The organism is Paenisporosarcina sp. FSL H8-0542, assembly GCF_038632915.1.
Lineage (GTDB): Bacteria > Bacillota > Bacilli > Bacillales_A > Planococcaceae > Paenisporosarcina.
The window spans coordinates 2916648-2943162 of sequence record NZ_CP152050.1; the positions used below are offsets into that span (position 1 = coordinate 2916648).

The 26515-nt window shown below is 41.1% G+C and carries 30 protein-coding genes; 1 reads left to right on the top strand and 29 read right to left on the bottom strand.

Annotated elements, in window-relative coordinates; genetic code table 11:
- Positions 1 to 27: 27 nt before the first annotated feature.
- From atpG to MHH33_RS14760, 20 genes are all read right to left on the bottom strand, one after another.
- Entirely contained in the window at positions 28 to 885 is an 858-nt protein-coding gene (gene atpG / locus MHH33_RS14665) for an ATP synthase F1 subunit gamma (protein ID WP_016428253.1), read from the bottom strand.
- 42 nt (positions 886 to 927) lie between these two features.
- Positions 928 to 2436 (bottom strand): F0F1 ATP synthase subunit alpha, encoded by a 1509-nt coding sequence (gene atpA, locus MHH33_RS14670; protein WP_016428254.1) that lies wholly within the window; start codon positions 2434 to 2436, stop codon positions 928 to 930.
- A gap of 27 nt (positions 2437 to 2463) precedes the next feature.
- A complete protein-coding gene (locus MHH33_RS14675) occupies positions 2464 to 3000 on the bottom strand; it encodes a F0F1 ATP synthase subunit delta (protein WP_016428255.1) in 537 nt (178 codons plus the stop codon).
- On the bottom strand, positions 2997 to 3530 hold the full coding sequence (gene atpF, locus MHH33_RS14680) for a F0F1 ATP synthase subunit B (protein WP_016428256.1): 534 nt from the start codon (positions 3528 to 3530) through the stop codon (positions 2997 to 2999). The genes MHH33_RS14675 and atpF overlap by 4 nt, the downstream gene beginning before the upstream one ends.
- Before the next feature lie 150 nt (positions 3531 to 3680).
- Positions 3681 to 3905, bottom strand: coding sequence for a F0F1 ATP synthase subunit C (gene atpE, locus MHH33_RS14685; RefSeq protein ID WP_016428257.1), 225 nt, complete (start codon positions 3903 to 3905; stop codon positions 3681 to 3683).
- A 59-nt stretch (positions 3906 to 3964) separates the two neighbouring features.
- Positions 3965 to 4675 (bottom strand): F0F1 ATP synthase subunit A, encoded by a 711-nt coding sequence (gene atpB / locus MHH33_RS14690; RefSeq protein ID WP_016428258.1) that lies wholly within the window; start codon positions 4673 to 4675, stop codon positions 3965 to 3967.
- A 240-nt stretch (positions 4676 to 4915) separates the two neighbouring features.
- Entirely contained in the window at positions 4916 to 5128 is a 213-nt protein-coding gene (locus tag MHH33_RS14695; RefSeq protein ID WP_342542165.1) for an AtpZ/AtpI family protein, read from the bottom strand.
- Between the two features lie 474 nt (positions 5129 to 5602).
- Complete coding sequence (gene wecB, locus MHH33_RS14700) at positions 5603 to 6718, bottom strand: UDP-N-acetylglucosamine 2-epimerase (non-hydrolyzing) (protein WP_342542166.1); 1116 nt, start codon at positions 6716 to 6718, stop codon at positions 5603 to 5605.
- A gap of 19 nt (positions 6719 to 6737) precedes the next feature.
- A complete protein-coding gene (upp, locus tag MHH33_RS14705) occupies positions 6738 to 7367 on the bottom strand; it encodes a uracil phosphoribosyltransferase (protein ID WP_016428261.1) in 630 nt (209 codons plus the stop codon).
- 371 nt (positions 7368 to 7738) lie between these two features.
- Positions 7739 to 9124: an amino acid permease gene (locus MHH33_RS14710; RefSeq protein WP_342542167.1), complete on the bottom strand. Its 1386-nt coding sequence runs from the start codon at positions 9122 to 9124 to the stop codon at positions 7739 to 7741.
- Positions 9125 to 9523: 399 nt separating this feature from the next.
- Positions 9524 to 10762, bottom strand: a complete 1239-nt coding sequence (gene glyA, locus MHH33_RS14715; RefSeq protein WP_016428263.1) for a serine hydroxymethyltransferase — start codon at positions 10760 to 10762, stop codon at positions 9524 to 9526.
- A gap of 21 nt (positions 10763 to 10783) precedes the next feature.
- Entirely contained in the window at positions 10784 to 11335 is a 552-nt protein-coding gene (locus MHH33_RS14720) for a TIGR01440 family protein (RefSeq protein WP_342542168.1), read from the bottom strand.
- 14 nt (positions 11336 to 11349) lie between these two features.
- Entirely contained in the window at positions 11350 to 11790 is a 441-nt protein-coding gene (rpiB, locus tag MHH33_RS14725; protein ID WP_016428265.1) for a ribose 5-phosphate isomerase B, read from the bottom strand.
- Positions 11791 to 12277: 487 nt separating this feature from the next.
- A complete protein-coding gene (locus tag MHH33_RS14730; protein ID WP_016428266.1) occupies positions 12278 to 12721 on the bottom strand; it encodes a low molecular weight protein arginine phosphatase in 444 nt (147 codons plus the stop codon).
- Between the two features lie 9 nt (positions 12722 to 12730).
- The gene (locus MHH33_RS14735; RefSeq protein WP_342542169.1) at positions 12731 to 13222 is read right to left on the bottom strand and encodes a manganese efflux pump; all 492 of its coding nucleotides are present in this window, start codon (positions 13220 to 13222) and stop codon (positions 12731 to 12733) included.
- A 57-nt stretch (positions 13223 to 13279) separates the two neighbouring features.
- Positions 13280 to 14314, bottom strand: coding sequence for an L-threonylcarbamoyladenylate synthase (locus MHH33_RS14740; protein ID WP_342542170.1), 1035 nt, complete (start codon positions 14312 to 14314; stop codon positions 13280 to 13282).
- Between the two features lie 82 nt (positions 14315 to 14396).
- Entirely contained in the window at positions 14397 to 14972 is a 576-nt protein-coding gene (locus MHH33_RS14745; protein ID WP_342542171.1) for a stage II sporulation protein R, read from the bottom strand.
- Positions 14973 to 15016: 44 nt separating this feature from the next.
- On the bottom strand, positions 15017 to 15883 hold the full coding sequence (gene prmC, locus MHH33_RS14750; RefSeq protein ID WP_342542172.1) for a peptide chain release factor N(5)-glutamine methyltransferase: 867 nt from the start codon (positions 15881 to 15883) through the stop codon (positions 15017 to 15019).
- Positions 15867 to 16946 carry a peptide chain release factor 1 gene (gene prfA, locus MHH33_RS14755; protein WP_016428271.1) on the bottom strand — a complete coding sequence of 360 codons (1080 nt, stop codon included), beginning with the start codon at positions 16944 to 16946 and terminating at the stop codon, positions 15867 to 15869. The genes prmC and prfA overlap by 17 nt, the downstream gene beginning before the upstream one ends.
- Before the next feature lie 227 nt (positions 16947 to 17173).
- Positions 17174 to 17788, bottom strand: coding sequence for a thymidine kinase (locus MHH33_RS14760; RefSeq protein WP_016428272.1), 615 nt, complete (start codon positions 17786 to 17788; stop codon positions 17174 to 17176).
- 334 nt (positions 17789 to 18122) lie between these two features.
- Between MHH33_RS14760 and MHH33_RS14765 the strand changes: the two genes are divergently transcribed.
- The gene (locus MHH33_RS14765; RefSeq protein ID WP_016428273.1) at positions 18123 to 18278 is read left to right on the top strand and encodes a DUF1540 domain-containing protein; all 156 of its coding nucleotides are present in this window, start codon (positions 18123 to 18125) and stop codon (positions 18276 to 18278) included.
- Between the two features lie 174 nt (positions 18279 to 18452).
- On the opposite strand, the gene MHH33_RS14770 is transcribed toward MHH33_RS14765, so the two are convergent.
- From MHH33_RS14770 to MHH33_RS14810, 9 genes are all read right to left on the bottom strand, one after another.
- A complete protein-coding gene (locus MHH33_RS14770) occupies positions 18453 to 18698 on the bottom strand; it encodes a hypothetical protein (protein WP_016428274.1) in 246 nt (81 codons plus the stop codon).
- An 88-nt stretch (positions 18699 to 18786) separates the two neighbouring features.
- Positions 18787 to 19788 carry a putative sulfate exporter family transporter gene (locus MHH33_RS14775; protein WP_016428275.1) on the bottom strand — a complete coding sequence of 334 codons (1002 nt, stop codon included), beginning with the start codon at positions 19786 to 19788 and terminating at the stop codon, positions 18787 to 18789.
- 337 nt (positions 19789 to 20125) lie between these two features.
- Positions 20126 to 20341 carry a 50S ribosomal protein L31 gene (gene rpmE / locus MHH33_RS14780; RefSeq protein WP_016428276.1) on the bottom strand — a complete coding sequence of 72 codons (216 nt, stop codon included), beginning with the start codon at positions 20339 to 20341 and terminating at the stop codon, positions 20126 to 20128.
- 181 nt (positions 20342 to 20522) lie between these two features.
- On the bottom strand, positions 20523 to 21806 hold the full coding sequence (rho, locus tag MHH33_RS14785) for a transcription termination factor Rho (protein WP_016428277.1): 1284 nt from the start codon (positions 21804 to 21806) through the stop codon (positions 20523 to 20525).
- A 127-nt stretch (positions 21807 to 21933) separates the two neighbouring features.
- Complete coding sequence (glpX, locus tag MHH33_RS14790) at positions 21934 to 22902, bottom strand: class II fructose-bisphosphatase (protein ID WP_016428278.1); 969 nt, start codon at positions 22900 to 22902, stop codon at positions 21934 to 21936.
- 86 nt (positions 22903 to 22988) lie between these two features.
- The gene (locus MHH33_RS14795) at positions 22989 to 24284 is read right to left on the bottom strand and encodes a UDP-N-acetylglucosamine 1-carboxyvinyltransferase (RefSeq protein ID WP_016428279.1); all 1296 of its coding nucleotides are present in this window, start codon (positions 24282 to 24284) and stop codon (positions 22989 to 22991) included.
- 32 nt (positions 24285 to 24316) lie between these two features.
- A complete protein-coding gene (fsa, locus tag MHH33_RS14800; protein WP_016428280.1) occupies positions 24317 to 24967 on the bottom strand; it encodes a fructose-6-phosphate aldolase in 651 nt (216 codons plus the stop codon).
- Positions 24968 to 25058: 91 nt separating this feature from the next.
- Positions 25059 to 25916 carry a class II fructose-bisphosphate aldolase gene (locus MHH33_RS14805; RefSeq protein ID WP_016428281.1) on the bottom strand — a complete coding sequence of 286 codons (858 nt, stop codon included), beginning with the start codon at positions 25914 to 25916 and terminating at the stop codon, positions 25059 to 25061.
- Positions 25917 to 26009: 93 nt separating this feature from the next.
- Positions 26010 to 26369: a response regulator gene (locus MHH33_RS14810; protein WP_036659477.1), complete on the bottom strand. Its 360-nt coding sequence runs from the start codon at positions 26367 to 26369 to the stop codon at positions 26010 to 26012.
- Between the last annotated feature and the right edge of the window lie 146 nt (positions 26370 to 26515).

Sequence of the window (26515 nt, forward strand, 5' to 3'; positions counted from 1 at the left end):
TGTTCCCTCCTGTCTTACTTACTTCTTCTATTCTAGAGCCGCTACGCCGCCGACGATTTCCGTAATTTCTTGGGTAATCGCTGCTTGACGTGCACGGTTGAATTGTAATGTCAATGAACTGATTAGTTCACTTGCGTTATCGGTTGCGCTCTTCATTGCTGTCATACGTGCAGCATGTTCACTTGCTTTGCCGTCTAGTAAAGCACCGTAGATCAAGCTTTCCGCATATTGTGGAAGTAGTACTTCAAGAATTGCTTCGCCTGAAGGCTCGAATTCATATGAAGCAGCCGTGCTTGTCATAGCGATGTCCGTTAACGGAAGCACCTTTTTCTCTGTAACGTCTTGTTGAATGGCGCTAACAAAATGGTTGTAGTACATATAAAGTTCATCATACATACCTTCTGTGAACATACCAACAGCCTTGCGCGCTATTTCTTTAATATCAGCAAATGAAGGCTGATCCGGTAAACCGACTGCACTTTCAATTACTGTAATGCCGCGTTTCGTGAAGAAATCACGACCGATACGTCCAACTGCAAAGACTACAAATTGATCATTTGATGTGTGACGTTCACGAATTGCATTCGTTACAGCACGTAACACGTTACTGTTGTATGCACCCGCAAGTCCACGGTCAGCAGTGATGACGAGGTAAGCTGTCTTAACTACAGGGCGAGATTTGAGCATTGCATGCCCATTATCGCTAGTTCCTGAAGCGATTGCTCCTACGACATCTTCAATTTTCGCCATGTAAGGAACGAATGATTTCGCATTCAATTCTGCACGGTTCAATTTCGAAGCCGACACCATTTGCATCGCTTTTGTAATCTGGCTCGTTTTCTTTGTCGATGTTATTCGGCTTTTAATGTCGCGTAATGATGCCACTGGTATTTCACCACCTTATCGTTTTTTATTCATCCAAAAAGATTACTCTGATTTAGCAAATGTCTTTTTAAACGCTGAGATCGCGTTTACTAAGTCTTCGTCAGCAGGAAGATCTTTTGTTGTACGGATGTGATCTAAAACGTTTGTGTGGTTTGAATCTAACCAGCTGTGCAATTCGTTCTCGAAACGAACGATATCTTGAACTGGAATATCATCTAAGTGACCACGTGTAAGAGCGTAAAGAATAATAACTTGTTTTTCAACCTTAAGCGGTTTGTTCAAGTCTTGTTTCAATACTTCTACTGTACGTGCACCACGGTTTAATTTTGATTGAGTTATTTTATCAAGGTCAGAACCGAATTGAGCGAATGCTTCAAGTTCACGGAATGCAGCTAAGTCAAGACGTAGTGTACCCGCAACTTTTTTCATTGCTTTAATTTGAGCTGAACCACCAACACGTGATACTGAAAGACCCGCGTTGATTGCTGGACGAACACCTGAGAAGAATAGGTCAGATTGTAAGAAGATCTGTCCATCCGTAATCGAAATTACGTTTGTTGGAATATAAGCAGAGATATCTCCAGCTTGTGTCTCAACGAATGGAAGAGCTGTAATTGACCCTGAACCAAGTGTTTCATTCAACTTAGCAGCACGCTCTAACAAGCGGCTATGTAAGTAGAATACATCCCCTGGATATGCTTCACGACCCGGAGGACGACGAAGTAATAATGAAAGTTCGCGGTAAGCAGCAGCTTGTTTAGATAAATCATCATAAACAATTAGTACATGCTTGCCATCAAACATGAATTCTTCCGCCATTGTAATACCTGTGTAAGGAGCTAGGTACAATAATGGAGCTGGTTGAGATGCTGATGCAGTAACAACGATTGTGTATTCTAATGCGCCGTTTTTACGAAGCGTTTCAACTACGTTACGAACAGTCGATTCTTTTTGACCGATTGCTACGTAAATACAAATCATGTTTTGGTCAGCTTGGTTAAGGATTGTATCGATCGCAACAGCTGTTTTACCTGTTTGACGGTCACCGATGATTAACTCACGTTGACCACGGCCGATCGGCACTAGTGCGTCAATTGCTTTGATCCCAGTTTGCAATGGTTCATGAACCGATTTACGGGCCATAACACCTTGTGCTGGGCTTTCGATTGGACGAGTTTTTGTTGTGTTGATTGGGCCTAAGCCATCAACTGGTTGGCCTAGTGGATTGACAACACGGCCAATCAATTCTGGTCCAACTGGTACTTCCATAATACGGCCTGTACGACGTACTTCATCGCCTTCTTTGATATCTGCATATGGTCCTAGAATAACGATACCTACGTTGTTCGCTTCTAAGTTTTGTGCCATACCCATAACACCGGTAGAGAATTCCAATAACTCTCCAGCCATGACGTTGTCGAGACCATGAGCACGAGCGATACCATCACCAATTTGGATAACTGTACCCACATCGCTAACTTTCATCTCAGATTGATAATTTTCAATCTGCTGTTTAATCAAGACACTGATTTCTTCAGCTTTGATGCTCATGTATGTCACCTCTTTCGTTTCATAATATTAACCAATAAGTTGTTTTTTCAAGCGGTCTAGCTTAGCGCTTACGCTGCTATCGAAAATACGATTCCCGATTTGAAGACGAATGCCACCAATCAATGATGGATCAATTTCGTTTTCAATGCGTAAAGAGTTCACCCCTACTTTGTGTGCAAATGCAGACGAAATCGCCGCACGCTCATCATCAGTCAAAGGACGTGTAGAGAATACTTTCGCGTCAGCAATACCTTGTGCTTCGTTTGAAAGTGTTTCAAATTCAGTAGCTACTGCCACTACTTCATTGATTCGTTTACGGTCAATCAACACTTGCAGTGTATTCACTACGAATGGATTAGCTTTACCGAATAACTCACGAATCAACTCTTTTTTACGGTCTAAAGAAAGCTTTGGAGAAGCAAGCATAACCTGCAATTCACGATTTTCTTTAAATACCACTTTCACTTCACGGAAATCTTCTTCCACGTGAGCTAGTTGGTTATGTTGTTGTGCTAGTTGAAACAATGCTAGGGCATAACGTTTCGCTGCAGTTGATTGACTCACACTACATCGCCTGCCTTCGCAATCGTTTCTTCGATTAACGCACGGTTATCTTCTTCAGAAATTTGTTTTCCAAGAACTTTAGATGCTGCAAGAACAGATAGAGATACAACTTCTTCGCGTACTGCTGCGATAGCTTTTTCTTTTTCTGTTTCAATCTCACGGACAGCTGATTCTTTCAAACGGCCTGCTTCAGCGCGTGCAGTTGTGATGATTTCTTCACGTTGTGCATCGCCTTGTTGCTTCGCGTTTTCAACAATCGCTTGTGCTTCTGTGCGTGCTTCTTTTAATAAGGCACGTTGTTCTTCAAGTAATTGATGTGATTCTTGGCGGCTTTTTTCAGCTGCTTCGATTTCACTAACAATTAACTCTTCACGTTGCTTCATTACTCCCATCAACGGACCCCATGCGAATTTCTTCAATAGGACCATTAAAAGGATGAAAACGATTAAAGTAGCAAAAATGTCACCAGTGTTAAGTGCTTTTACAGCATGTTCTGTAGTGGCATTTAGGACGAGGTAATCCAAAAACACGATTGTTTCACTCCCTTCAAGAGCTTCAAGTCTTTATCTGAATCTAAACAGATGGATTTTCTATGTTTAAGAACGATCAATATTCATAAGAGAATGACGAAGAATCGTCAAAGATCAACTTCGCCATTACCATTTGTGAGTATATATATATTATTTGTTTAAAACGATGAACGCGATAACTACTGCGATGATAGGAAGGGCTTCTACTAATGCAACCCCGATGTACATTGTTGTTTGTAATAATCCACGTGCTTCAGGTTGGCGAGCCATACCTTCGATTGTTTTTGAAACGATTAATCCGTTACCGATACCTGCTCCTAGAGCTCCTAAACCGATTGCGATTGCTGCTGCTAAAATACCAATTGAACCTTCCATGTGTGTGTTGCCTCCTTGAAATTTGTTTTTTCTTTGTTCAAGTATTGAACAAGTTATACTTAATGATCATGACTCACTTTGTGAGACATATAAACCATTGTTAAAATGACGAAGATGAACGATTGAATCGTTCCGACGAAAATCGAGAAACCTTGCCAAGCTAATGTTGGAATCAATGCTCCTGCAAAACCAAAAATACTTGCGCCACCAATACCTGCTAGTAACCCTAGCAATACTTCCCCTGCATAAATGTTCCCGTAAAGTCGAAGACCAAGTGTCACCGTATTGGCGAACTCTTCTACAATCTTAAGGGGCAGAAGGAACGGTAAAGGTTTCAAGAAATCTTTTCCGTACTCGGAAAGACCTTTTAACTTGATGCCATAGTAATGAGTTAATATCATGACCATAACCGCTAACGTCATCGTTATGATTGGATCTGCGGTTGGAGATTTCCACCACAATTCACCATTGATAACGATTGAAAATGGTAGACCTAACATGTTCGCTACAAAGATGAACATGATAAGCGTAATACCTAGAACATGGAATCGTCCACCTGTATTCCAGTCCATATTGCTTTTGATAATCCCTTTTACGAAGTCCATTAACCACTCCATAAAATTTTGCATACCAGTTGGCTTTAAACTTAAGTTCCGAGTAGAAACTACTGCGATTAATAGAACGATAAGTGCCGTTACTGTTAGCATCATAACGTTTGATAGGTTGAACGTAAGCCCAAGCCATACCACCGTCGGGTTCTCATGATGCACGTGCATTCACCTCTCTTTCACAATTCGGTATAGAGTTTTTCATGTATATAATCCTGTCTACTATTAATAGAAGACAATCGAGATTACTGAATTCATGCTTCTTCCTGATTTCGACATTCTCCATGTCAAACCGAAAGAAATTCTTGCAAAGGGTGTTTAAACGGAAAGTAGTTTCTATGTATGGTCTTACTGTTGAAACTGTTAAATGAGTTTCTTCCTATACATAAATAACGGTTTAAATCATGATTCACTCTTTTGAATGGTCAAGATCATGGCTGTTACACCGACTGCAAGGCCAATGAACAGAAAAAGCACTAAAAATAACGGGGTGGTGTCTATTTTGTCATCGAGCCACATTCCAGTGAAAACTCCTATTAAAATAGAACCAACAAGTTGTGAGAGAATAGCCGAATAAAGGGCCATTTCTTGTAAAGGACGTCTCGTTTGACGCATGGTGATCCTCACGTTTTTGCATGACTTTGTAAAAATCGCGAATCTAATAGAAAGCAGATACGACAAGGTTTCAACGTGAATTATACACATGAAAGCCCTCTCATTCATACCCTTTGTAAGCATACAATAGGGGTAAAATGATGTCAATTGATTCCCGTGAAAAACTTCACAAAGTCGCCTCAATCGACATATTGTCGACAAATTTGCAAACAGCAGGCTGAGTTGTTATGAAATATCTTTTTTTGGTGCTGGTGCAGATTGTTTAGTAGTGGTTATCTCGATGTTTATCTCGTATTCGAAGAAGGTTATCTGCATTTTGTGTGGTGATATCTTCAATTCGAGTAACGTTATCTAGATTTCACCTAAGTTTATCTAGAATTCGGACAACTATATCTAAAATTCACGTTTTCTAATACAATTCCCTAACAATGTCATAGTGAAAGGGACTGCCGAGGCTGTCCCTTTTCCTTTTTTCTACTTATTTAAATAGTCTTTCAGCGCTTCAACGATTCGTCTTGATGCTTCACCGTCACCATACGGGTTAGACGCATGAGACATCGATGCATAAGCTTCTTCGTTCGTTAGCAATTCTTTTGCTAAACCATAAATTGTTTCTTCGTCCGTACCCGCTAGCTTCAATGTTCCTGCCGCGATTCCTTCAGGACGTTCAGTCGTATCGCGCAATACAAGAACCGGTTTCCCTAAAGAAGGTGCTTCTTCCTGCACTCCGCCTGAATCAGTCAATATAATGAAAGAACGTGCTGCGAAGTTATGGAAATCGAGTACTTCTAGAGGCTCGATCAAGTGAATGCGTGGATCATTTCCAAGGATTTCACTAGCTATTTCACGTACAGCAGGATTCATATGAACTGGGTAGACAACTTGTACGTCGTCATGTTCTTCAATCAAACGTTTGATTGCACGGAACATGTTGCGCATCGGTTCACCCAAGTTTTCACGACGGTGTGCCGTCAATAAAATCATTCGGTCTGAGCCGATTTGTTCCAGTACAGGATGAGAGTACTCTTCGCGAACCGTTGTTTTCAACGCGTCAATCGCCGTGTTGCCTGTTACGACAATGCGATCTTCCGGTTTGTTTTCACGGCGAAGGTTATCTGCAGATACTTCCGTTGGTGAGAAATGCAGGTCTGCCATAACACCAGTTAATTGGCGGTTCATTTCCTCAGGGTATGGTGAGTATTTATTAAATGTACGAAGTCCCGCTTCTACGTGACCAACTGCGATTTGGTTATAGAAAGCCGCTAAGCTTGCAATGAAAGTCGTTGTCGTATCGCCATGTACCAAGACGATGTCGGGCTTCGATTCTTTCATGACTACATCCAATCCTTCAAGTCCACGTGTTGTCACGTCGATTAAAGTCTGGCGGTCTTTCATAATGTTCAAATCGAAGTCAGGTGTAATGCCGAATGTGTCCAATACTTGGTCAAGCATTTGGCGATGTTGCGCCGTTACGGTCACGATGGATTCGATTTCGTCTGTATGTTTTTCTAATTCCAATACGAGTGGTGCCATTTTAATTGCTTCTGGGCGTGTCCCAAAAATCGTCATGACTTTCCATTTTTTCGTCAAGGTCAAAGCACTTCCTTACTTATTTTGTTCCGAACAAACGGTCACCAGCATCGCCAAGTCCTGGCACGATGTAACCATGGTCGTCCAATTTTTCGTCAAGGGCAGCAATGTAGATATCAACATCAGGGTGTGCTTGTTGAAGAACCTCTACACCTTCTGGAGCAGCGATTAAGCACATAAATTTAATGCTTTTTGCACCGCGGTTTTTCAAAGCATTGATTGCAACAAGTGCAGATCCACCCGTTGCAAGCATTGGATCAACTAATATAAAATCACGCTCTTCAACGTCCGCTGGGAGCTTCACATAATATTCGATAGGCTGTAAAGTTTCTGGATCACGGTATAAGCCGATATGTCCGACTTTAGCCGCTGGGATTAATGTTAAAATACCGTCTACCATACCGATACCGGCACGCAAAATTGGCACGATGCCTAATTTTTTACCAGATAAAACTTTTGCTTTAGCTGTTGTTACTGGCGTTTCTACTTCAACATCATCAAGAGGCATATCGCGTGTAATTTCAAAAGCCATCAATGTTGCTACTTCATCTACCAATTCGCGAAATTCTTTCGTACCCGTCTTCTTGTCACGGATGTATGTTAATTTATGTTGGATCAATGGATGATCAAATACGTATACTTTTCCCATTTTGTCCTCTCCTTTAACGTTCAAACTTTATCTATTATAGCAGAAAAAAACGGTTACGCTCGACTCCCTTCATATTTACATTTTTAAGAAAGTTTCGTTTATATGACAAGATGATTGATTGAAAGGTTCCTTTCCAATTGGAGAGGAGTGTTTATTCCCTCTCTTATTTTGATTTGTTCCCTTTCGCGAATGTTTATTCCTTTTATATAATTTATTTGAATTCTCAATACATGCACACCAAGTTTTTCCTAATGGAAATTACCTTATAATGTATTTAACCCTATTTTTATCCTTTCAAATCATGTCTGTCGAAAAAATAAGAAAAGCACCACAGACTAATCGTCCATGGTGCCTTAAAATTCCACACTATTTTACTTCGTGTGATGGGCTCGGTTCTTTTTGTGGAACCCTTTTCCATAATAATAAACTGTTAAGAAAACTAGCCATAGTGGCCCAACAACAAGTGCGATTCTTGTATCCGGGGAATATGCCATTACAACGATAACAAACACTAGGAAAGCAAGTGCAATATAAGATGTGATCGGGAAGAAAGGAACTTTGTATTTCAGTTTTGCTTTCTCCGCAGGTTTTAGTTTCTTACGGAATTGGATTTGAGAAACCAAAATAATCCCCCACGTCCAGATAGCACCGAAAGTTGCGATGCTCGTTACCCATGTAAATACTTTAGCCGGCACTATATAATTCAAAATTACCCCAACCAGTAAAACTATTGCTGTTGCAATAACGGCTTTTCCTGGAACACCGTTTCTTGTCAGGTTTGCAAATTTCTTTGGAGCTTCACCGTGTTCTGCTAAGTTAAACAACATTCTTCCAGTACTGAAAATCCCACTGTTACAAGAAGATAGTGCTGCTGTCAAAATAACGAAGTTGATGATACCAGCTGCGCCCGGAATACCGATTTGTTCAAATGCCATTACAAACGGGCTTCCTTTTGATCCGATTTCCTCCCATGGATAAATGGACATGATGACAAATAGTGCCCCTACATAGAAAATCAAAATGCGCCAGAAAACCGAATCAATCGCTTTTGCAAGCGATTTCTCTGGATTTTTGACTTCTCCAGCTGTTACACCAATCATTTCAATACCAAGGAAAGCAAACATAACCATTTGCAGAGATAATAAAAGTCCTTCAATTCCGTTCGGGAAGAAGCCCCCGTGTTCCCATAAATTACTGATACCGGTTGCGATGCCCCCGTTACCAATACCAAATACAATCATGCCTGCCCCAATAAAGATCATCGCGATAATCGTGACGATTTTAATTAAAGCAAACCAGAACTCCAATTCACCATACGCTTTGACTGCTAAAAAGTTAATCGAAGCCATTGCAACTAATGCTGCTAAAGCCCAAATCCAGCGCGGCGTGTCTGGATACCAGTATTCCATATAAATACCAACAGCCGTGATTTCGGCCATACAAGTTACGACCCATAAGAACCAATAATTCCATCCAGTTATGTATCCTGCCAACGGTCCTAAGTAATCACGTGCGTATTTACTAAACGAACCCGCTACTGGTTTGTGAATAGCCATTTCCCCAAGTGCTCTCATAATAAAGAACATCATCATCCCGGCGAATGCATATCCAAATAAAATACTCGGTCCTGCTAACTTTATTGCAGTTGCAGATCCAAGAAACAGTCCTACTCCGATGGCTGCTCCTAAAGACATCAGTGTTATATGCCTTTCTTCAAGCCCCCGTTGAAGACCTTTTGGTTGCGTCTTGCCCTTCATATTTAAATCCCCCTTAGTTCTTCTGTTCTTCGTGATGAAAAATAGTTTTTCAATTTATAATACTCTTTTAAAATAAGTATTATATAAATATAAAACATTTCTAATAGTTTGACTAGTTACATATGTGCTAGTAGCAAGCGACGATTTTACTATTCAAAATAGATGAATATGCCTCCCACACTATATTTTGGTAATTATTCCCCAAACTTTACGGTCTTGAGGTAATGGTAGGAATACCCCAATATCACTCGGCTGAACATTATTTTAGCCAAAATAATTTCTAATATTGAATTACTATTATAGTATTTCAATATTTCAAATAGAATGATTTTCCATAAAAAAGAAGGGCTTCTCCAAATGGGAGAAGTCCTTCAATACATTATGCAAAAATCAATTCTTCTATACCTGATAAAGAGGGAACTTAGAAGTAAGTTCTGCTACTCGTTCAGCCGCTTCTTTATGAACTGCTTCGTCTTCGTGGTTTTTCAATAATTTCGACATGATTGACGCGATTTCTTTCATTTCTGGTTCTTTGAAACCACGAGATGTTACAGCTGGTGTTCCAATTCGGATACCTGAAGTAACGAATGGGCTTTCTTTATCGAAAGGAATCGTATTTTTGTTCACTGTAATGCCAACCTCGTCCAATAACTTTTCTGCTACTTTACCAGTTAAGTTCAAAGACTTTAAGTTAACGAGCAGTAAGTGATTGTCCGTGCCGCCTGAAACAACATCAATGCCTTCATCAATTAAGCAGTTAGATAATGCTTTCGCATTTTTGACCACTTGTTGAATATACGTTTTGAATTCAGGTTGTTGTGCTTCTCCAAATGCTACTGCTTTCGAAGCGATTACATGCATCAATGGACCACCTTGAATCCCCGGGAAAATTGTTTTATCAATTTTCTTCGCAAATTCTTCGGTTGTAAGAATCAATCCGCCACGTGGGCCACGAAGTGTTTTGTGTGTCGTTGACGTTACAAAGTGAGCATGAGGTACTGGATTTGGATGCTCTCCAGCTGCTACTAAGCCAGCAATGTGAGCCATATCAACCATTAAGTACGCTCCTACTTCATCTGCAATTTCACGGAATTTAGCAAAATCAAGTGTACGTGAATACGCGCTTGCTCCAGCAACAATCATTTTTGGTTTATGTTGCAAGGCTTTTTCGCGCACATCCGAGTAATCGATTGTTTCAGTCATTTCGTCCACACCGTATTCAACGAATTTATATTGAATCCCGCTGAAGTTGACCGAAGAACCATGCGTCAAGTGACCGCCATGGGATAAATTCATTCCCAAAACCGTGTCGCCTTGCTCAAGTACAGTCATGTAAACCGCCATATTTGCTTGAGAGCCAGAATGTGGTTGCACGTTCGCATGTTCCGCTCCAAAAATTTCTTTCAAACGGTCACGCGCAATGTTTTCCACTACGTCTACGTGTTCACAGCCACCATAATAACGTTTTCCTGGGTAGCCTTCTGCATATTTATTCGTTAATACAGATCCTTGAGCTTCCATTACTGCTTCTGAAACAAAGTTTTCAGATGCAATTAATTCGATATTCCCTTGTTGACGTGTTTTTTCAGCAGTCATTGCTTCAAAAATAGCTTTGTCTTGCTCAGCAATCTTCTTCATGTGTCCATATCCCCTTTATGTCTACTTGATTTTATATACTGCTCGCTCTCCGCCGATGAGTTTCGGACGGGTAGTAGCGAGTGTGACAATCGCTTCACCAATTTGTTTTACAGATGTTCGGATCGGCACTGCTACAGGCTTGATGTGCATGCCGATCAAAGTTTGTCCAATATCGATGCCACCATGGGCTTTTACTTGCTCGACCACAACCGGATCATTGAAATGTGTATAGGCGTAGGCAGACATGGAACCTCCCGCTTTTTGAACTGGAATGACATTTACCGGTTCTAGACCATAGGTATGTGCCGTTTGTCTTTCCATCGTTAGCGCTCGGTTAATATGTTCGCATCCTTGAAAAGCTAAATGAATCTCATGCTTGCTTGCAAATGCTTGCAACGGTTCGAATAAGCTTTCCGCCACTTCAAGCCCTCCTGCCGAGCCAATTCGTTTTCCAACAATCTCAGAGGTCGAGCAACCGATAACAATGATTTGCCCTGGTGTGAACGTGACTTGTGTCGCAAACTCACTGAGCAATTGTTCGAGTTGCGGCTGCCACATTGTGTGTGCATCCATATGACCAAACTCCTCTATTTGTTTTCGAGTTCTGAAAGTTTTGCGACGCGACGTTCGTGACGTCCACCTTCAAATTCGCTTTCCAACCATGTTTTCACAATTTCACGAGCCAGGCCGCCACCAATTACGCGTTCGCCCATTGCTAATATATTGGAATCATTATGGCCACGTGTCGCTTTTGCGCTGAACACATCGTGAACCAATGCACATCGGATTCCTTTGATTTTATTGGCTGCAATTGACATGCCAATACCTGTACCGCAAATTAAGATGCCTCGGTCAAATTTCCCAGTAGCAACCCCCTCTGAAACAGGTCCTGCATAGTCCGGATAATCGACTGAATCGCTCGTTTGTGGACCGAAATCCTGATATGTGTGTCCCAGCTCGTCAAGTAAAGAAGTAATTTCTTTACGCAAAGTATTGCCCCCGTGATCGGAAGATATCGCGATATTCATTTCAGTCCCTCATTTCTATTCATATTCGCTTTTATCTTACCATTTTTACTAAGAAAAGCGCAAAGTGCCTTTCTAGCCATTCTTTGATTTGGGTTAACTTGAATTCGTAAGGGGATATGGAGGAATCAGAGGTGGTTTTCTTTATTTCATTGGCGCATATCTCCATTTCGAAGTTGTTTATCTAGAAATGAAGCCTGCCGTCTCCTTAAGTTAACTTGCCAACGAGACTTGTTTGAGCGATAAATCATTCAATTTGATTGATAAATCTCCAGGTTGAGTGATAAATCTCTAGATTGATCAATAAACTAGCCAGTTTGAGCGTTAAATTTTTCACAAACGAAAAAGACAGCAAAAACTTGTCTCACAAGTCTACTTGTTGTGAGATATCACTTCTTCAAAACAGGAGCGTAGCGAAAACAAAACTATTAAATCTTAAAACCTGAAAATCTAGCTTTACAAAAAAACAGCTCCCAATCATTAAGAGCCGTCATTGTTCTTCATTTAATTTTGAATGTAATTCATTCGTCAGTTGAGTGAGCTCCTGGAAAGTTTGACGGTACATGTACACGTCACCGCCAAATGGATCGGACACGTCGTGGGAACCGTATGGGCGTACGTATTCTTTCAAGGTGAATATTTTGTCTGCAGCAAAAGGAAAAGCTTGCATGATTAGTTGCTTATGTGCAGAGGTCATGGTCAATACAAGGTCTGCCCAGCGTACATCCTCTCCACTTACCTGACGGGAATAGTGTGTGAAATCAATGCCGGCTTCACGAATGACTTGTTTGGCATTTTCCGAAATGTCACCATCGTCCATTGCATAGATTCCTGCTGAACGTACGTGCATTCCTTCTTTATTATGAGATTGGAATATTGCTTCCGCCATCGGACTGCGGCAAGTATTTCCTGTACATATGAAATAGATGTTCACGTGAATCCCTCATTTATTTAGCAAAGTGAGCAATCCCATCAACATGAGACATACTCCTGATATGCGTGTTAGCAATGGTCCTTTGATCAGTTTGCTTTTTAGCGCAACATATGAAAACGCTAAAGCGAAAAAGCCGGCACTGAATAAGAAAAACCACTTTTGTAATTGAAGCATACCAAAAGAAAGGCTAACTGAAAAGGTATCAATGCTGACAACAATGGCAAGAAAAATGGGGGGAATGAGTGTGGATTTTGGTTTTTGTTGATATAAGCATAAATGAACACCTGTAAGAAATAAAAGAATACTGGAGATGAAACGTCCACCTTCAACGATGAACGAGGTAACCCACTCTCCTGCTAGAAACCCGAGGAGCGGGAAAATCATATGTAAAATTCCTGTCCAGATGGCAAGGATGAGCGGGAAGCGGATTTTTGGTAATACACTATAAAGTGCGACGACATCCAGTGCGGTAAGTAGCCCCGCAAGCATTTCTGTAGACAATGAAAAAATCTCCCCCCTCTATTGCACTGCTTCTAGCTTATGCAAAAAAGGAAGAGATTAGGAGTGCCACCAGTTGCCATCGGCTGCTTTTTCTAGACGATTGAAAATGGCTGCACCAACACCTGTTTTTTCAGGTACCGTAACGAGTATCATATCAGCCGTTGTTTCATCGCACGAACGTAAATGTGCGTATAAATGTTGTGCAGAAGTTTCGAGATTTTGTTGATCGCCGAGCGAAAAGAACCAGTCTGCCCCTCCTTGACTGAATTCATCTGTAGCGAGTAAAGCAACTTTTTGTTGGTTCATATGTATTGTCTGAATGGCTTTCTTTACCGAGTTCACATCTGGTTGAATTAAATACACTGGCGCATCAGGTGCATAATGTGCATATTTCATGCCAGGTGCCCGTGGTACGGATGCTTCATCCACTTTGGTTGTTTCTGGTTCAATTACTTCGCCAATAACTTCCCGTAGCATGTGCGCTGTAACTCCGCCTGGACGCAGGATCACGGGTGGATCAACAGTAAAATCCACAACGGTTGATTCAAGTCCGATTCCGGTAGCCCCGCCATCTAAGATGAGAGGAATTCGTCCGTTCAAATCTTTCTCCACATGCAGAGCAGTCGTTGGGCTTGGTTTACCGCTGCGGTTTGCACTTGGTGCGGCAACGGGGTGATTAAGCATGGTCAGTAATTCCAGTGCAACTGGATGATCAGGCATGCGTAATCCTACTGTTGATAATCCAGCGGTTACATTCGGAGCAAACGTATTCGGTTTTGCGTCTAAAATCAGTGTTAATGGACCCGGCCAAAACGCTTTGATGCACGCATCTGCTTTTTCTGGAACAGAAGTGACGTATTTTACGATGTCGTAAGCTTTACCAACATGAACAATCAATGGGTTATCGGAAGGTCTGCCTTTTGCCTCGAAGATTTTCGCGACTGCTTGTTCATCCGTAGCAATGGCTCCCAAACCGTAAACTGTTTCAGTCGGAAATGCGACAACTTCACCAGACATTAATTTTTCCACAGCTTGTGAATAAACTTCGATTTTATTCACATTGTTATCCACAATGAGTTTTTTCGTTTCCATGCGATATTTCTCCTTTCTATTAGGATAATGTGTTAGTTATGCACATGTTGTTGATAACCATGTGTGTAAATGTGTATAACTCTTACCAAAACTTGCTTTTTATCCACTCCCATGTCCAAAACTTCACAGGCTCTTCTTCTATCACTTCTTCTTCTTCTTCTTGATAACATACCTTTGGAAATAATGCGCACCACCAGTTGTCACCTTTGCCACTTCCGATTGTCACAACAAGTGATTGGTGAAAATCTTGTGCATAAAAGTAAGTGCCATCTGTTTTTGGTGGAATCAATGCTTTTGCCAAGCTGATATGGATTGCCTGTTTTGTGAAAGCTTGTGCTTTTAACGTGATTTCCGTAGATAGCTCATTCAATTCTTTTTCAAGTTGTGCCGTTGTTTGTACGCTGGCAGCTGCTTTTTCAAGAAGTGGTTGAATTTCTTGCTGAATTAACGATTTGATTTGTTGATCTTCGCTTGTGTTGCTGTTTGCAACAATTCTTATTTGAATAGCGTCTGCTGGTACTGCCTCGGCTGCACCGCTAATAACTGGCAATAAAAATAGTAATGTTTGAATGAGTAAGAGCGACAGGATGAGTTCAATCCATGGAGACCGCTTCGTTTGCTGTTCTTCGTTTCTGAAAATCTCGTAATCTTGTATCACTGTTCATTCCCCCTTGACATCATTGTGGACAAGGTGTTGATAGTTTATTCACGAATCTCACAGAAAATCATTCTTTCTTTTCCGTTTATATCTTTTACTATATCAACTTGAGCAGTTGGGAACGATTTTTGGAAGAAAGATTGGACAGCGGGACCTTGCGCATAGCCGATTTCCAGACCAATCAGTGCAGGTCGATTCATGATTGCAGGGAGTTCTACAGCTAACCTTTTATATAACTGAAGTCCTTCTTCATCAGCAAAAAGAGCACTATGAGGTTCATAGTTTAATACAGTATCTGATAGAGTCGTAGCTTCTTCGTGTGCAATATAAGGAGGGTTAGATAATACGATATCCCACTTTTCATTGGCAATAGGAGCGGTTAAATCACCAAGCTTGAATGTGATGTCTGCATCAAGTTCAGCTGCGTTTGCTTGCGCCACTTTCAGTGCCTGTGGGGATAAATCGGTTGCTGTGACTTGTAAAGCAGGAACTACAGCCTTCATTGTAATGGCGATTGCCCCACTGCCTGTCCCAATATCCGCAAGATTTAACTCCGTTTTATTGTTGAACAAATGCTTTATACGGGCAGTCGTTTCCACAATAAGTTCTTCCGTCTCAGGGCGTGGAATAAGAACATGTTCATTGACAGAGAACGTTCGACCATAAAATTCTTCCGACCCGATAATGTATTGAACAGGCTTTCCGTCTTTGTGCTGTTCAATAAGTGACCAATACTGATTGAATTGGCTGTCTGAAATTTCTTCACGCATATCCATGAGTAACTGGACGTGTGTTTTATTTAAAACATGTTGTAGCAACATACGCGCGACAGGTTCTTCTCGACCGTTTTCTATTAAAAAAGACGAGGCTCGCGCGAGAGCCTCGTATACATATTTACACATTGGTTTCATTCATGCGCTCAAGTCTTTCGGATTGGTCCGTCATTATGAGAACATTCACGATTTCATCGAGTTTACCTTCCATGATTTGATCCAATTTTTGAATGGTCAATCCAACGCGGTGGTCGGTCACGCGATTTTGTGGATAGTTGTATGTGCGAATTCGTTCTGAACGGTCTCCTGAACCGACTGCAGATTTACGGACAGCGTCATACTCAGCCTGTGCTTCTTGACGGAATTTATCTGCAACACGTGCGCGAAGAACCGTCATGGCTTTAGCTTTGTTTTTAATTTGTGATTTTTCATCTTGGCAAGTTACTACTGTGCCAGTCGGAATATGTGTTAGACGAACAGCTGACATTGTTGTATTAACGGACTGACCGCCGGCACCTGAAGATGCATACGTATCTGTACGAATATCATTTTCATGAATTTCTACATCTACTTCTTCCACTTCTGGAAGACATGCAACGGTTGCTGTCGACGTATGAATGCGTCCACCAGACTCCGTTTCAGGAACACGTTGAACACGGTGAGCACCGTTTTCATATTTCATTTTCGAGTACGCTCCGTTACCGTTAATCATGAAGATCACTTCTTTATAGCCACCAATTCCAGTAGGAGAAGCATCCATAATTTCAATTTTCCAGCCTTGCGTGTCTGCATAGCGGCTGTACATGCGGAATAAGTTCCCTGCAAATAGAGCAGCTTCGTCTCCACCGGCAGCTCCACGAATTTCCATGATTACGTTCTTTTCATCATTCGGGTCTTTCGGAATCAATAACAGTTTCAAACGTTCTTCCAGCTCTTCAATTTGAGCCGCCAAATCGTTCATTTCTTCTTTCACCATTTCACGCATATCTGCATCGAGCTTATCGTCAAGCATGGCTCTCGCATCAGCATGCTGCTCTTTGACTTGTTTGTATTCACGGTATGCATTGACCGTATCTTGTAAGTCCGACTGTTCTTTCGAAAGCGTACGTAGTTTATTCATATCATTAACAATCTCAGGGTCACTGAGCAATTCATTTAAGCGGTCATATCGGTCTTCTACCGATTGTAAGCGATCAAACATACTTTCACCTCATCCGTTCATGTGATTAACAGTATAATTATATAGAAAAAGAGGCGAAATTGCCACTACAGCTTAGCTGGATATAACGTAAAGGAATCTGCTCCCTTTCCGCAGACGAACCGGCAAAGAGTGCTGTTGAAATTGAAAATCAAACGAAAGAGTACATTTTCGTCTAGCAAAAGAACAGTATTGTTTTACAAAGCCAAAAAGAAAAAGAGCAGCAATCGCTACTCTTTCTCGTACACTAATGAAGTTTGATGAGTAACGCCTGCTGGTACTTCGTGGTGGTGACGGCAACGAGGTTCGTAAGCTTCTGTTGCTCCAATCAAAATAATTGGATCCTCATAGCCAGCTGGCTCTCCGTTAATAAGTCGTTGCGTTCGACTTGCAGGTGAACCGCACACTTGGCAAACAGCCTGTAATTTCGTTACTTGTTCAGCACCTGCCATTAGTTTTGGCATTGGTCCAAATGGTTCCCCTCGGAAATCTTGATCCAGACCAGCAACAATAACGCGGAATCCATGATTCGCTAGACGTTCCACGACATCCACAATTCCTTCGTCAAAGAATTGGGCTTCATCGATTCCAATGACATCATATTCATCCGAAATATACGCCCATATATCTTTTGCGCGCTCAACTGGCATCGCAATCACTTTCGTGCCATTATGGCTTACAACTTCTTCTTCACTGTAACGATTATCTATACGTGGTTTGAACACGGCAATTTTTTGTTTCGCAAATTGCACGCGTCGTACACGACGAATTAATTCTTCTGATTTCCCAGAAAACATACTTCCGCAAATGACTTCTACCCAGCCAGTTTGTGACATCACGTACATGGAAGTCACTCCTTTCAAAACTCTCTATTCCCTATCATACAGAAAATTATGTTGCATTTCCCGTCTTTTCTTTCATAAAGTTATGTGATATAGAGGAAAATATTTATTCTAGAATATCAGTCATCATTCTATCAATTGTCTTCTCAAATAGAAACACCACTAAACATCCGTGTGTGGCGCAATTCAAAGGTTTTAATAACAGGGCTATTCGCTTTGCTCGGCAGCCTTTTGCTTAACTTTTAATACATACAGTAAGAATTACACTCCACTTAAATAAAAAAAGTATCAGTCACCTCAAATTTGCTAATAATAACAAAATAGGAGGTGTGATACTATGGCTCAAGATGTTCTGTGTGAAGTGAATAACTGTAAGTATTGGGACTCCGGAAACAAATGTAAAGCGGATTCTATTTATGTAGTCAGTCATAAGGGCAAAAAGGCATCCAATAGTGAAGAAACGGATTGCAAAACATTTGTAACAAAAGCTTAAACTTTTGAGGGTAACCATCATTTTGGTTGCCCTTTATTATTTATAGTAATGATGATAATTATCTTTTTCATTCAAGTTTATGAATTCATTTTATTTTTTCTATCCGCTTTGAAAAAGGAATGGAGTAAAAATATTTTATACCAGCTGTGTTATGCTGAGGTACCCCAAGTGGAGTTAAGGATGAAAGTGTATGTTTTTTTCAGTTTTAAATAGCAGGCAATGTGCATTTCCCACTTTTTCTTCTAAATAGTCAAGTGAATAATTACCCAATGGATCTGATAAATCGCCGATTGCCCGGGATAGATTATCAATCACAAGTCTTGTATCAAATCGTCTTAGCTCTTTCCTTACATTCATCTCATCCATAATTTCATGAGCAAGATGTTGGATTCGACGTAAGCGCATTTCTTTTGTTTGCATGATCTACTCATCCTCCTATATCCCAACTTATATTGTTTAAATATATGGCTAACAATAAGGATTCATGAGACGTTTTTTTATGTGAAGCTTACAATAAAATAAAAATCAATAATAGAGCAAATACAATCTGGAATAGACCGATTCCCCCGGCATAAGCTGATAACTTCCAGCCGTGCAGTGTAAGGTCTTTTATTTTCACACTCATTCCAATCCCCGCCAAAGCGATGATTTCCAAATAGTTTCCGAACCCCTTGATTGAATGTGTAACTGTTGCAGGGAAATATAAAATACTATTCAAACAACATAGTATGAAAAAGCCCCCGACATACCATGGAACGATTGTACGCCATTGAAATGACTCCTGCGTTTTTGGCTGTTCTCCATTATTAAGTTTGATCTGTTTCAAAACAAAAACAACAGCTACCAGAAAGATAATTCGACTGATTTTAAAGACGGCTGCTTGATCCTTTACCGCTTCACCAACAATGCTACCACTAGCTACTACTTGTCCAACAGATTGTAATGTTCCACCTATTAATGCAGACGACTGCAATACATCGTTTTGAAAAATCGCACTTGTTATCACTGGTAACAAGATCATCAAAACCGTACCCAACAGATTGACAATCGTAATAGAAACGGCCACATCAGATTCTTTAGCCTGGATAGCTGGTGCAGTCGACGCAATCGCAGATGAACCACAGACCGCATTTCCACTTGCCATCAGCAAACCAAAATCTTCACCGAATCGCAGTTTCTTTCCTAACCAAATAACAAACAAAATCGTTCCTGCCATTTGAATGAGAATATAAGCAAGACCTAACATTCCAATTTCAAATAATGAATTGAATGTTAAGGTTGCTCCTAATAAAACAATGGAAAAGTACAGTAAAGTACTTCCCGAAAACTTTTCCCCCGGCTTTAATATGGAATAAGAACCTATTTTTAAATTACCAATTAATATACCAATTAGAATTGCAAATAAACCACTCCCTAAATTAGGGAAAAATCTTCCGAGTGCTATACCTATCATTGCAATTGCAATACAAACCAGTAGTCCAGGTAAAATGTATACAACTTTTCTCGTCATTTCTCTACCTCACTAAATAGTTTTCTTTCGCTCACGCCCAAAGATTATTTTAACATATATTACACTTTATCTATTTTGGGAACCGTCTAGAATAATACCAACAACAGGAAGATTTCATTTATCAACTAAGGAGTGCTTAGTTGAAGAACCGACTGCCTTTACAGGGTAGCTTTTCTATTTGTGATGAGATTAAGAGTTCACTTCCATTATTTATTCAATTCAATCAAATTTCTCTTTTTACAACTAAACTCCCCAGAATTCAACTAACTGACCGCTCACCTTAAATAAAATAAAAAATACCCGCATAGAGTCGAAACTCTAAGCGGGTATTTTGTGATTATTCGTTGATTTCTTCTTTAAGACCGTATTTTTTGTTGAAACGATCAACACGGCCATCCGCTGCTGCGAATTTCTGACGGCCAGTATAGAATGGATGACATTCTGAGCAAAACTCAACTTTGATGTCTTCTTTTACTGATCCTGTTTCGAACGAGTTACCACATGAACATGTAACTGTAGCTGTTTTGTAATCGGGATGAATTCCTGGTTTCATCTTAAATCTCCTCTCGCCCTGAACCATCTGGAACAGAGTGGGTTATTTAACTGTCACCTTACACGACCCGTTCAGTTCAGCCGTATATGTCACAGAGTATGGTAAATCTACCGAACTAAATTATAGCAAAAAGGACTTACGAAATCAACCCTTTTGTTTAAATAAGGAACTACAATTTATCTTATAGCAGTCCCTTGCCACCACGATGAGCTTTCATATCGTCATTGAGCTGGTTGAAGAAATCTTCGTTTGATTTCGATTGACGCAATTTTTTTAGGAAGCGTTCGCCGAAATCGTGCGAATCCGAGAATGTTTTGCGAATTGCCCATAGTTTTTCGAGTTGATTTGAAGGAATAAGTAGTTCTTCTTTTCGTGTTCCCGAGCGACGGATGTCGAGTGCCGGGAAAATACGACGCTCTGCCAAATTGCGGTCTAGGTGAAGCTCCAAGTTTCCTGTTCCTTTAAATTCTTCGTAAATCACTTCATCCATACGTGATCCTGTATCAACTAGAGCTGTTGCAAGAATTGTTAAGCTTCCGCCTTCTTCAATGTTACGTGCTGCACCGAAGAAACGTTTTGGACGATGGAATGCAGCAGGGTCAATACCACCAGATAATGTACGACCACTTGGTGGAATCACTAAGTTGTACGCACGTGCCAGTCGTGTAATGGAGTCCATCAGGATGATGACGTCACGTTTGTGTTCAACTAAACGCATCGCACGATCAAGAACCAATTCCGCAACTTTTACGTGATTTTCTGGTACTTCGTCAAACGTTGAGCTTACAACATCGGCATTCACAGAACGCTCGATATCCGTAACTTCCTCTGGACGTTCGTCAATTAGCAAGACAATCAGTTCTGCATCCGGATAGTTTGTCGTAATCGAGTTTGCCACTTCTTTTAGTAACATCGTTTTACCCGCTTTTGGCGGTGCCACGATTAAGCCACGTTGACCGAATCCGACAGGTGCTACTAAATCCATGATGCGGGTTGATAGTTTGTTTGACTCTGTTTCAAGCTTGATGTGACGATCTGGATATAACGGTGTGAGTGCCGGGAAATGCACGCGTTCTTTTGCAGAATCCGGGTCTTCACCATTTACTAATTCTACGTGCAATAGGCCGTAGTATCGTTCATTTTCTTTTGGTGGGCGTACTTTTCCTGTTACTTTATCTCCGTTACGTAAGTCGAAACGGCGAATTTGAGATGCGGAAATATAGATATCTTCTGAACTTGGAGAATAGTTGATGGGGCGCAAGAAACCGAACCCTTCAGATTGAATAATTTCCAGGACACCTTCCATGAAGAAGTAGCCTTCTTGTTCTGCGCGTGTTTTTAATATCGCAAAAATAAGTTCTTTTTTCGTTAGTTTGCTGTAGTACGAGATTTTGAACTGGCGTGCAAGTGCATACAGTTCTTTTAACGTCATACTTTCTAGTTCAGCAATCTTTAAGGTTGTCATAAAATGGCACCACTCTTTTACATATTTTGTTGTGTCGATTCAAGTTGAAGGTAGGATTGGTTCTGCAATGAATTGATTTTAGTAGAAGATGCCCGGCCAAGTTATGGCCAGGCACATATTTTTGAAGTTAGTCTTCCATCATAAGATGAGGTTTTTTCTTCAAGCTGTGACGCCCTTCTACGAAACGGACTGTGCCTGATTTCGCACGCATAACTAATGAATGAGACTCTGCATATGATCCCTTGAATTGTACACCACGCAGAAGTTCTCCATCCGTTACACCCGTTGCCGCAAAGATTGCGTCGTCACCTTTTACAAGGTCTTCCATACGGAATACACGGTTTACATCAAGTCCCATACGAATACAACGTTGTAATTCTTGTTCGTTGGTAGGAACTAATTTACCTTGTATTTCGCCACCTAGACATTTCAAGCCAACTGCAGCAATAACGCCCTCTGGCGCGCCACCCAGTCCAAATAAAATATCTACGCCTGTTTCATCGAATGCTGTGTTGATTGCACCTGCAACGTCGCCATCATTGATCAATTTAATTCGAGCACCTGATGCACGAATCTCATCAATAATTTTTTGGTGACGTGGGCGGTTTAAAATTGTTGCCACAACGTCTTCGATGTCTTTGTTTTTAGCACGGGCAACCGCACGTAAGTTATCTGTTACAGAAGCGTTGATGTCCACTTGGCCTCTTGCTTCAGGTCCTACTGCCAATTTGTCCATATACATATCCGGTGCATTCAGCAGGTTGCCTCTGTCTGCGATTGCAAGAACTGCAAGCGCATTCCATCCGCCTGAAGCCACGATATTTGTTCCCTCGAGAGGGTCAACTGCGATATCCACTTCCGGACCGCCAATGCCAAGACCTAGTTCTTCACCGATATATAGCATCGGTGCTTCGTCCATTTCACCTTCGCCTATTACGACGACCCCTTGCATCGGGATAGAGTTAAAAACGTTTCGCATAGCTGTAGTCGCTGCGTCATCCGCTTCATTTTTCAAACCTCGGCCCATCCAACGTGCCGAAGCGATTGCTGCTGCTTCTGTTACACGCACTAACTCCATTGATAAACTGCGTTCCATTTTGTGTGTTCCTCCCGTTATCCGGTCATTTATTTGCGTCATTCTTCCACCTGTCATTGTACCATACGTGACAAGTGGTCAGATTTTTATTTTTCGTTGTCTTCTGTGCTCGAATGTTCGTGTTCATCTTCGATAGTTTCGCGGCGAATATCTGCACCGAGCCCATGCAATTTATCAATTAACGAGCTGTAGCCTCGTTCGATATGATAAATATCGCGAATTTCAGTTTCTCCTTCGGCAATCAATCCAGCCAATACCAAGGCTGCTCCTGCACGCAAATCTGATGCACGAACTGAAGCGGATTCCAATTTCGTCGGACCTGAAATAATCGCTGTACGCCCTTCTACACGTGCACTGGCATTCATACGTTTCAACTCATCGATATGTTTGAAACGGGCTGAATAAATGGTGTCTGTAATGACCGATGAACCTTTGGCCTGGGTCATTAAAAGAGAGAACGGTTGCTGTAAATCCGTTGGGAAACCAGGATACACCAGTGTTTTCACATCCACTGCCTGCAAGTTCTCTGATTTCGGAATGAAGATACTTTCTTCGCCTTCTTCGATCTTAACGCCCATTTCGCGCAGTTTTGCAGTCAGCGCTTCAACATGGAATGGGATGACATTGTCAATTGTAACACCGTCACCAGCCACTGCAGCCATTATCATGAATGTTCCTGCTTCAATTCGATCGGGGATAATCGTGTGGTTCGTCCCATGTAGTTCATCAACTCCATCGATTCGAATGACGTTCGTTCCTGCACCCTTGATTTTCGCTCCCATGTTTGTTAACAAAGTCGCTACATCAATGATTTCAGGTTCTTTCGCGGCATTTTCAATGGTCGTTTGCCCTTTAGCCATTACGGCAGCCAGCATGATGTTGATGGTGGCACCAACACTGACAACGTCTAAATAAATTTTAGCTCCACGCAATTCATCCGCACGCAAATAAATGGCACCATGTTCGTTCGTCACTTTGGCACCAAGCGCCTCAAAGCCTTTGATGTGTTGATCGATCGGACGAGGTCCTAAGAAACAGCCTCCTGGCAAGCCAATGACCGCTTTTTTAAAGCGACCTAGCATGGCACCCATCAAATAATAGGATGCTCGAAGTTTTTTAACGTTGCCGTTTGGCAAAGGCATGCCTTGCATTTTAGTAGGATCAATGTTCATAGTGCCGTCGTCGAAAGATACATCCCCACCGATTTCCTCTAGCAACTCTTTCAGTGTCCAAGCATCCGAGATTTCCGGTAATCCTTCAATCGTGACAGGAGAATTGGCTAAAATGGATGCCGGGATTAAAGCAACTGCGCTGTTTTTGGCACCGCTCACTTTAATTGTTCCTTGTAAACGTTTTTGCCCATTAATTTTATACACTTCCATGTAATTCACCTACAATCAATTCAAGAGTTAACTTATTCTGCACTTAAACGGTTATTCCAATCCGCTAAAAATGCTTCAATTCCTTTATCCGTTAATGGATGTTTGAACATTTGTTTCATTACGTTTATCGGCATTGTTCCAATGTGTGCTCCGTGAAGCGCTGCGTCTGTCACGTGTTGTGGATGACGAATTGATGCAGCAATGATTTCTGTATCAATATTGTGCAATTCAAAAATTTGTGCAATCGTACCGACTAAATCCATGCCGTTGTGACCGATATCGTCCAAACGCCCAAGGAATGGTGATACATAAGTTGCTCCAGCACGTGCTGCAAGCAAAGCTTGGTTTGCGCTGAAAATCAACGTGATATTTGTTTTAATGCCTTCTTTTGAAAATACTGAACATGCTGCTAGACCGTCTGGTGTCATTGGTAATTTCACTGTGATATTTGGTGCAATTGCCGCTAGTTCACGACCTTCTTTAATCATTCCTTCAGCATCCAAAGCAATTACTTCTGCACTGACTGAACCTTCTACTAGTGAAGTGATTTCACGTAAACGATCGTGGAAAGAAATATTTTCTTTTGCCACAAGTGATGGATTTGTAGTTACGCCTGACAAAATACCCCAAGCGTGTGCTTCTTTAATTTCTTCAAAGTTTGCTGTATCGATAAAAAATTTCATTTTTAGTTGCCTCCATTTGATGGAAAAAGAGGAGAAGGCCGTATTCCGACACTTCTCCTTACATTCTCTTGTTTTATTTATGCTATTTTATTTATGCTTTTCCAGAACTTCCGAAATCGCGCATTTTTCCTTGTACAGTGTTTTTGATTGCGTCACGAGCAGGAATTAAGTATTTACGTGGATCGTAAACATCCGCATCGCTATTCAAGAAATCACGAATTGCTTTTGTAGCTGCAATTTGATTTTCAGTATTAACATTGATTTTCGCTGTTCCCAGTGAAATCGAACGTTGAATATCTTTTACAGGAATTCCGGTTCCACCGTGCAATACAAGTGGAAGATCTGATAATTTCGAGATTTCTTCCATTTCAGCAAAACCTAAATTCGGTTCTCCTTTGTAAGGACCATGAACAGAACCCAGTGCAGGTGCCAAGCAATCGATATCAGTGCGTGAAACCAGTTCAGCACATTCTTTTGGATCTGCATAAATGACGCCTTCTGCGATAATGTCATCTTCTTGTCCACCCACAGTTCCAAGCTCAGCTTCAACAGACACGCCATGAGCGTGTGCATATTCCACTACTTGAGACGTGGTTGAAATGTTTTCTTCCAATGGATGATGTGATGCATCAATCATGACTGATGTGAATCCAGCATCAATTGCTTCTTTACATTTTTCAAAACTTGAACCATGGTCTAAATGAATCGCTACAGGAACCGTAATTTTATAGTCGTGCATCAATCCTTTAACCATGTGAACAACGGTTGTGAAACCGCCCATATATTTAGCTGCCCCTTCAGAAACGCCTAAGATTACTGGGGATTTTTCTGCTTCTGCTGCTTGTAAAATGGCTTGCGTGAACTCCAAGTTGTTGATATTGAATTGTCCGATTGCATAGCCTTCTTTTTTCCCTTTGATCATCATGTCTTTCATCGATACTAAAGCCATTGAGGAATCCTCCGTTTCATGAATAGGAAATATTGCTTTTAACCATCTTTTATAATAACAAAAACAGGCAGTGTTTGCCACTGCCTGCTTATGTCAGTCTTTTAACATTCCGTTTACAGCATCGCGCACTTCATAAATATCAAAGGGCTTTGTGAAATAATGTGAAGCGCCCAAATCCATTGCTTCTTTGATTAAATCAAGTTCTCCATATGCCGTCATCATGACGACCGGCAAGTCAGGAGTACGCGCTTTGATACGTTTCAAAATTTCTATTCCATCCATCCCCGGTATCTTCATATCTAGGAGCACACCGTCTGGCTTAACTCTCTCAGCTAGTTCTAATGCTTCAATTCCATTCGCAGCCAAAAATGTCGTGTAACCTTCACGTTTAAACACTTCATTTAATAACAAACGAATCCCCTGTTGATCATCCACAATCAGTAACTGTTTCATGAAAACGTTCCCCTTTGCTTGCACTGGTACTATTTCTAATAATTCTACAATCTTTTCCATAATCCTGCATAAAAAAGATATTTTTCAATAATAATTTGCTTTTATGAAGGAGAAAATGTAATCCCTTTATTATAATACAGGATATT

Bases quoted from the DNA above. Each gene is read 5' to 3' on its own strand.
- atpA (WP_016428254.1), bottom strand. From the start codon at position 2,436: ATGAGCATCAAAGCTGAAGAAATCAGTGTCTTGATTAAACAGCAGATT.
- atpE (WP_016428257.1), bottom strand. From the start codon at position 3,905: ATGGAAGGTTCAATTGGTATTTTAGCAGCAGCAATCGCAATCGGTTTA.
- MHH33_RS14695 (WP_342542165.1), bottom strand. From the start codon at position 5,128: ATGCGTCAAACGAGACGTCCTTTACAAGAAATGGCCCTTTATTCGGCT.
- upp (WP_016428261.1), bottom strand. From the start codon at position 7,367: ATGGGAAAAGTATACGTATTTGATCATCCATTGATCCAACATAAATTA.
- MHH33_RS14710 (WP_342542167.1), bottom strand. From the start codon at position 9,124: ATGAAGGGCAAGACGCAACCAAAAGGTCTTCAACGGGGGCTTGAAGAA.
- glyA (WP_016428263.1), bottom strand. From the start codon at position 10,762: ATGAAGAAGATTGCTGAGCAAGACAAAGCTATTTTTGAAGCAATGACT.
- MHH33_RS14720 (WP_342542168.1), bottom strand. From the start codon at position 11,335: ATGGATGCACACACAATGTGGCAGCCGCAACTCGAACAATTGCTCAGT.
- rpiB (WP_016428265.1), bottom strand. From the start codon at position 11,790: ATGAATATCGCGATATCTTCCGATCACGGGGGCAATACTTTGCGTAAA.
- MHH33_RS14740 (WP_342542170.1), bottom strand. From the start codon at position 14,314: ATGGAAACGAAAAAACTCATTGTGGATAACAATGTGAATAAAATCGAA.
- prmC (WP_342542172.1), bottom strand. From the start codon at position 15,883: ATGAAACCAATGTGTAAATATGTATACGAGGCTCTCGCGCGAGCCTCG.
- prfA (WP_016428271.1), bottom strand. From the start codon at position 16,946: ATGTTTGATCGCTTACAATCGGTAGAAGACCGATATGACCGCTTAAAT.
- MHH33_RS14760 (WP_016428272.1), bottom strand. From the start codon at position 17,788: ATGTACGTGATGTCACAAACTGGCTGGGTAGAAGTCATTTGCGGAAGT.
- MHH33_RS14765 (WP_016428273.1), top strand. From the start codon at position 18,123: ATGGCTCAAGATGTTCTGTGTGAAGTGAATAACTGTAAGTATTGGGAC.
- MHH33_RS14770 (WP_016428274.1), bottom strand. From the start codon at position 18,698: ATGCAAACAAAAGAAATGCGCTTACGTCGAATCCAACATCTTGCTCAT.
- MHH33_RS14775 (WP_016428275.1), bottom strand. From the start codon at position 19,788: ATGACGAGAAAAGTTGTATACATTTTACCTGGACTACTGGTTTGTATT.
- rpmE (WP_016428276.1), bottom strand. From the start codon at position 20,341: ATGAAACCAGGAATTCATCCCGATTACAAAACAGCTACAGTTACATGT.
- rho (WP_016428277.1), bottom strand. From the start codon at position 21,806: ATGACAACCTTAAAGATTGCTGAACTAGAAAGTATGACGTTAAAAGAA.
- glpX (WP_016428278.1), bottom strand. From the start codon at position 22,902: ATGGAACGCAGTTTATCAATGGAGTTAGTGCGTGTAACAGAAGCAGCA.
- MHH33_RS14795 (WP_016428279.1), bottom strand. From the start codon at position 24,284: ATGGAAGTGTATAAAATTAATGGGCAAAAACGTTTACAAGGAACAATT.
- fsa (WP_016428280.1), bottom strand. From the start codon at position 24,967: ATGAAATTTTTTATCGATACAGCAAACTTTGAAGAAATTAAAGAAGCA.
- MHH33_RS14805 (WP_016428281.1), bottom strand. From the start codon at position 25,916: ATGGCTTTAGTATCGATGAAAGACATGATGATCAAAGGGAAAAAAGAA.
- MHH33_RS14810 (WP_036659477.1), bottom strand. From the start codon at position 26,369: ATGAAACAGTTACTGATTGTGGATGATCAACAGGGGATTCGTTTGTTA.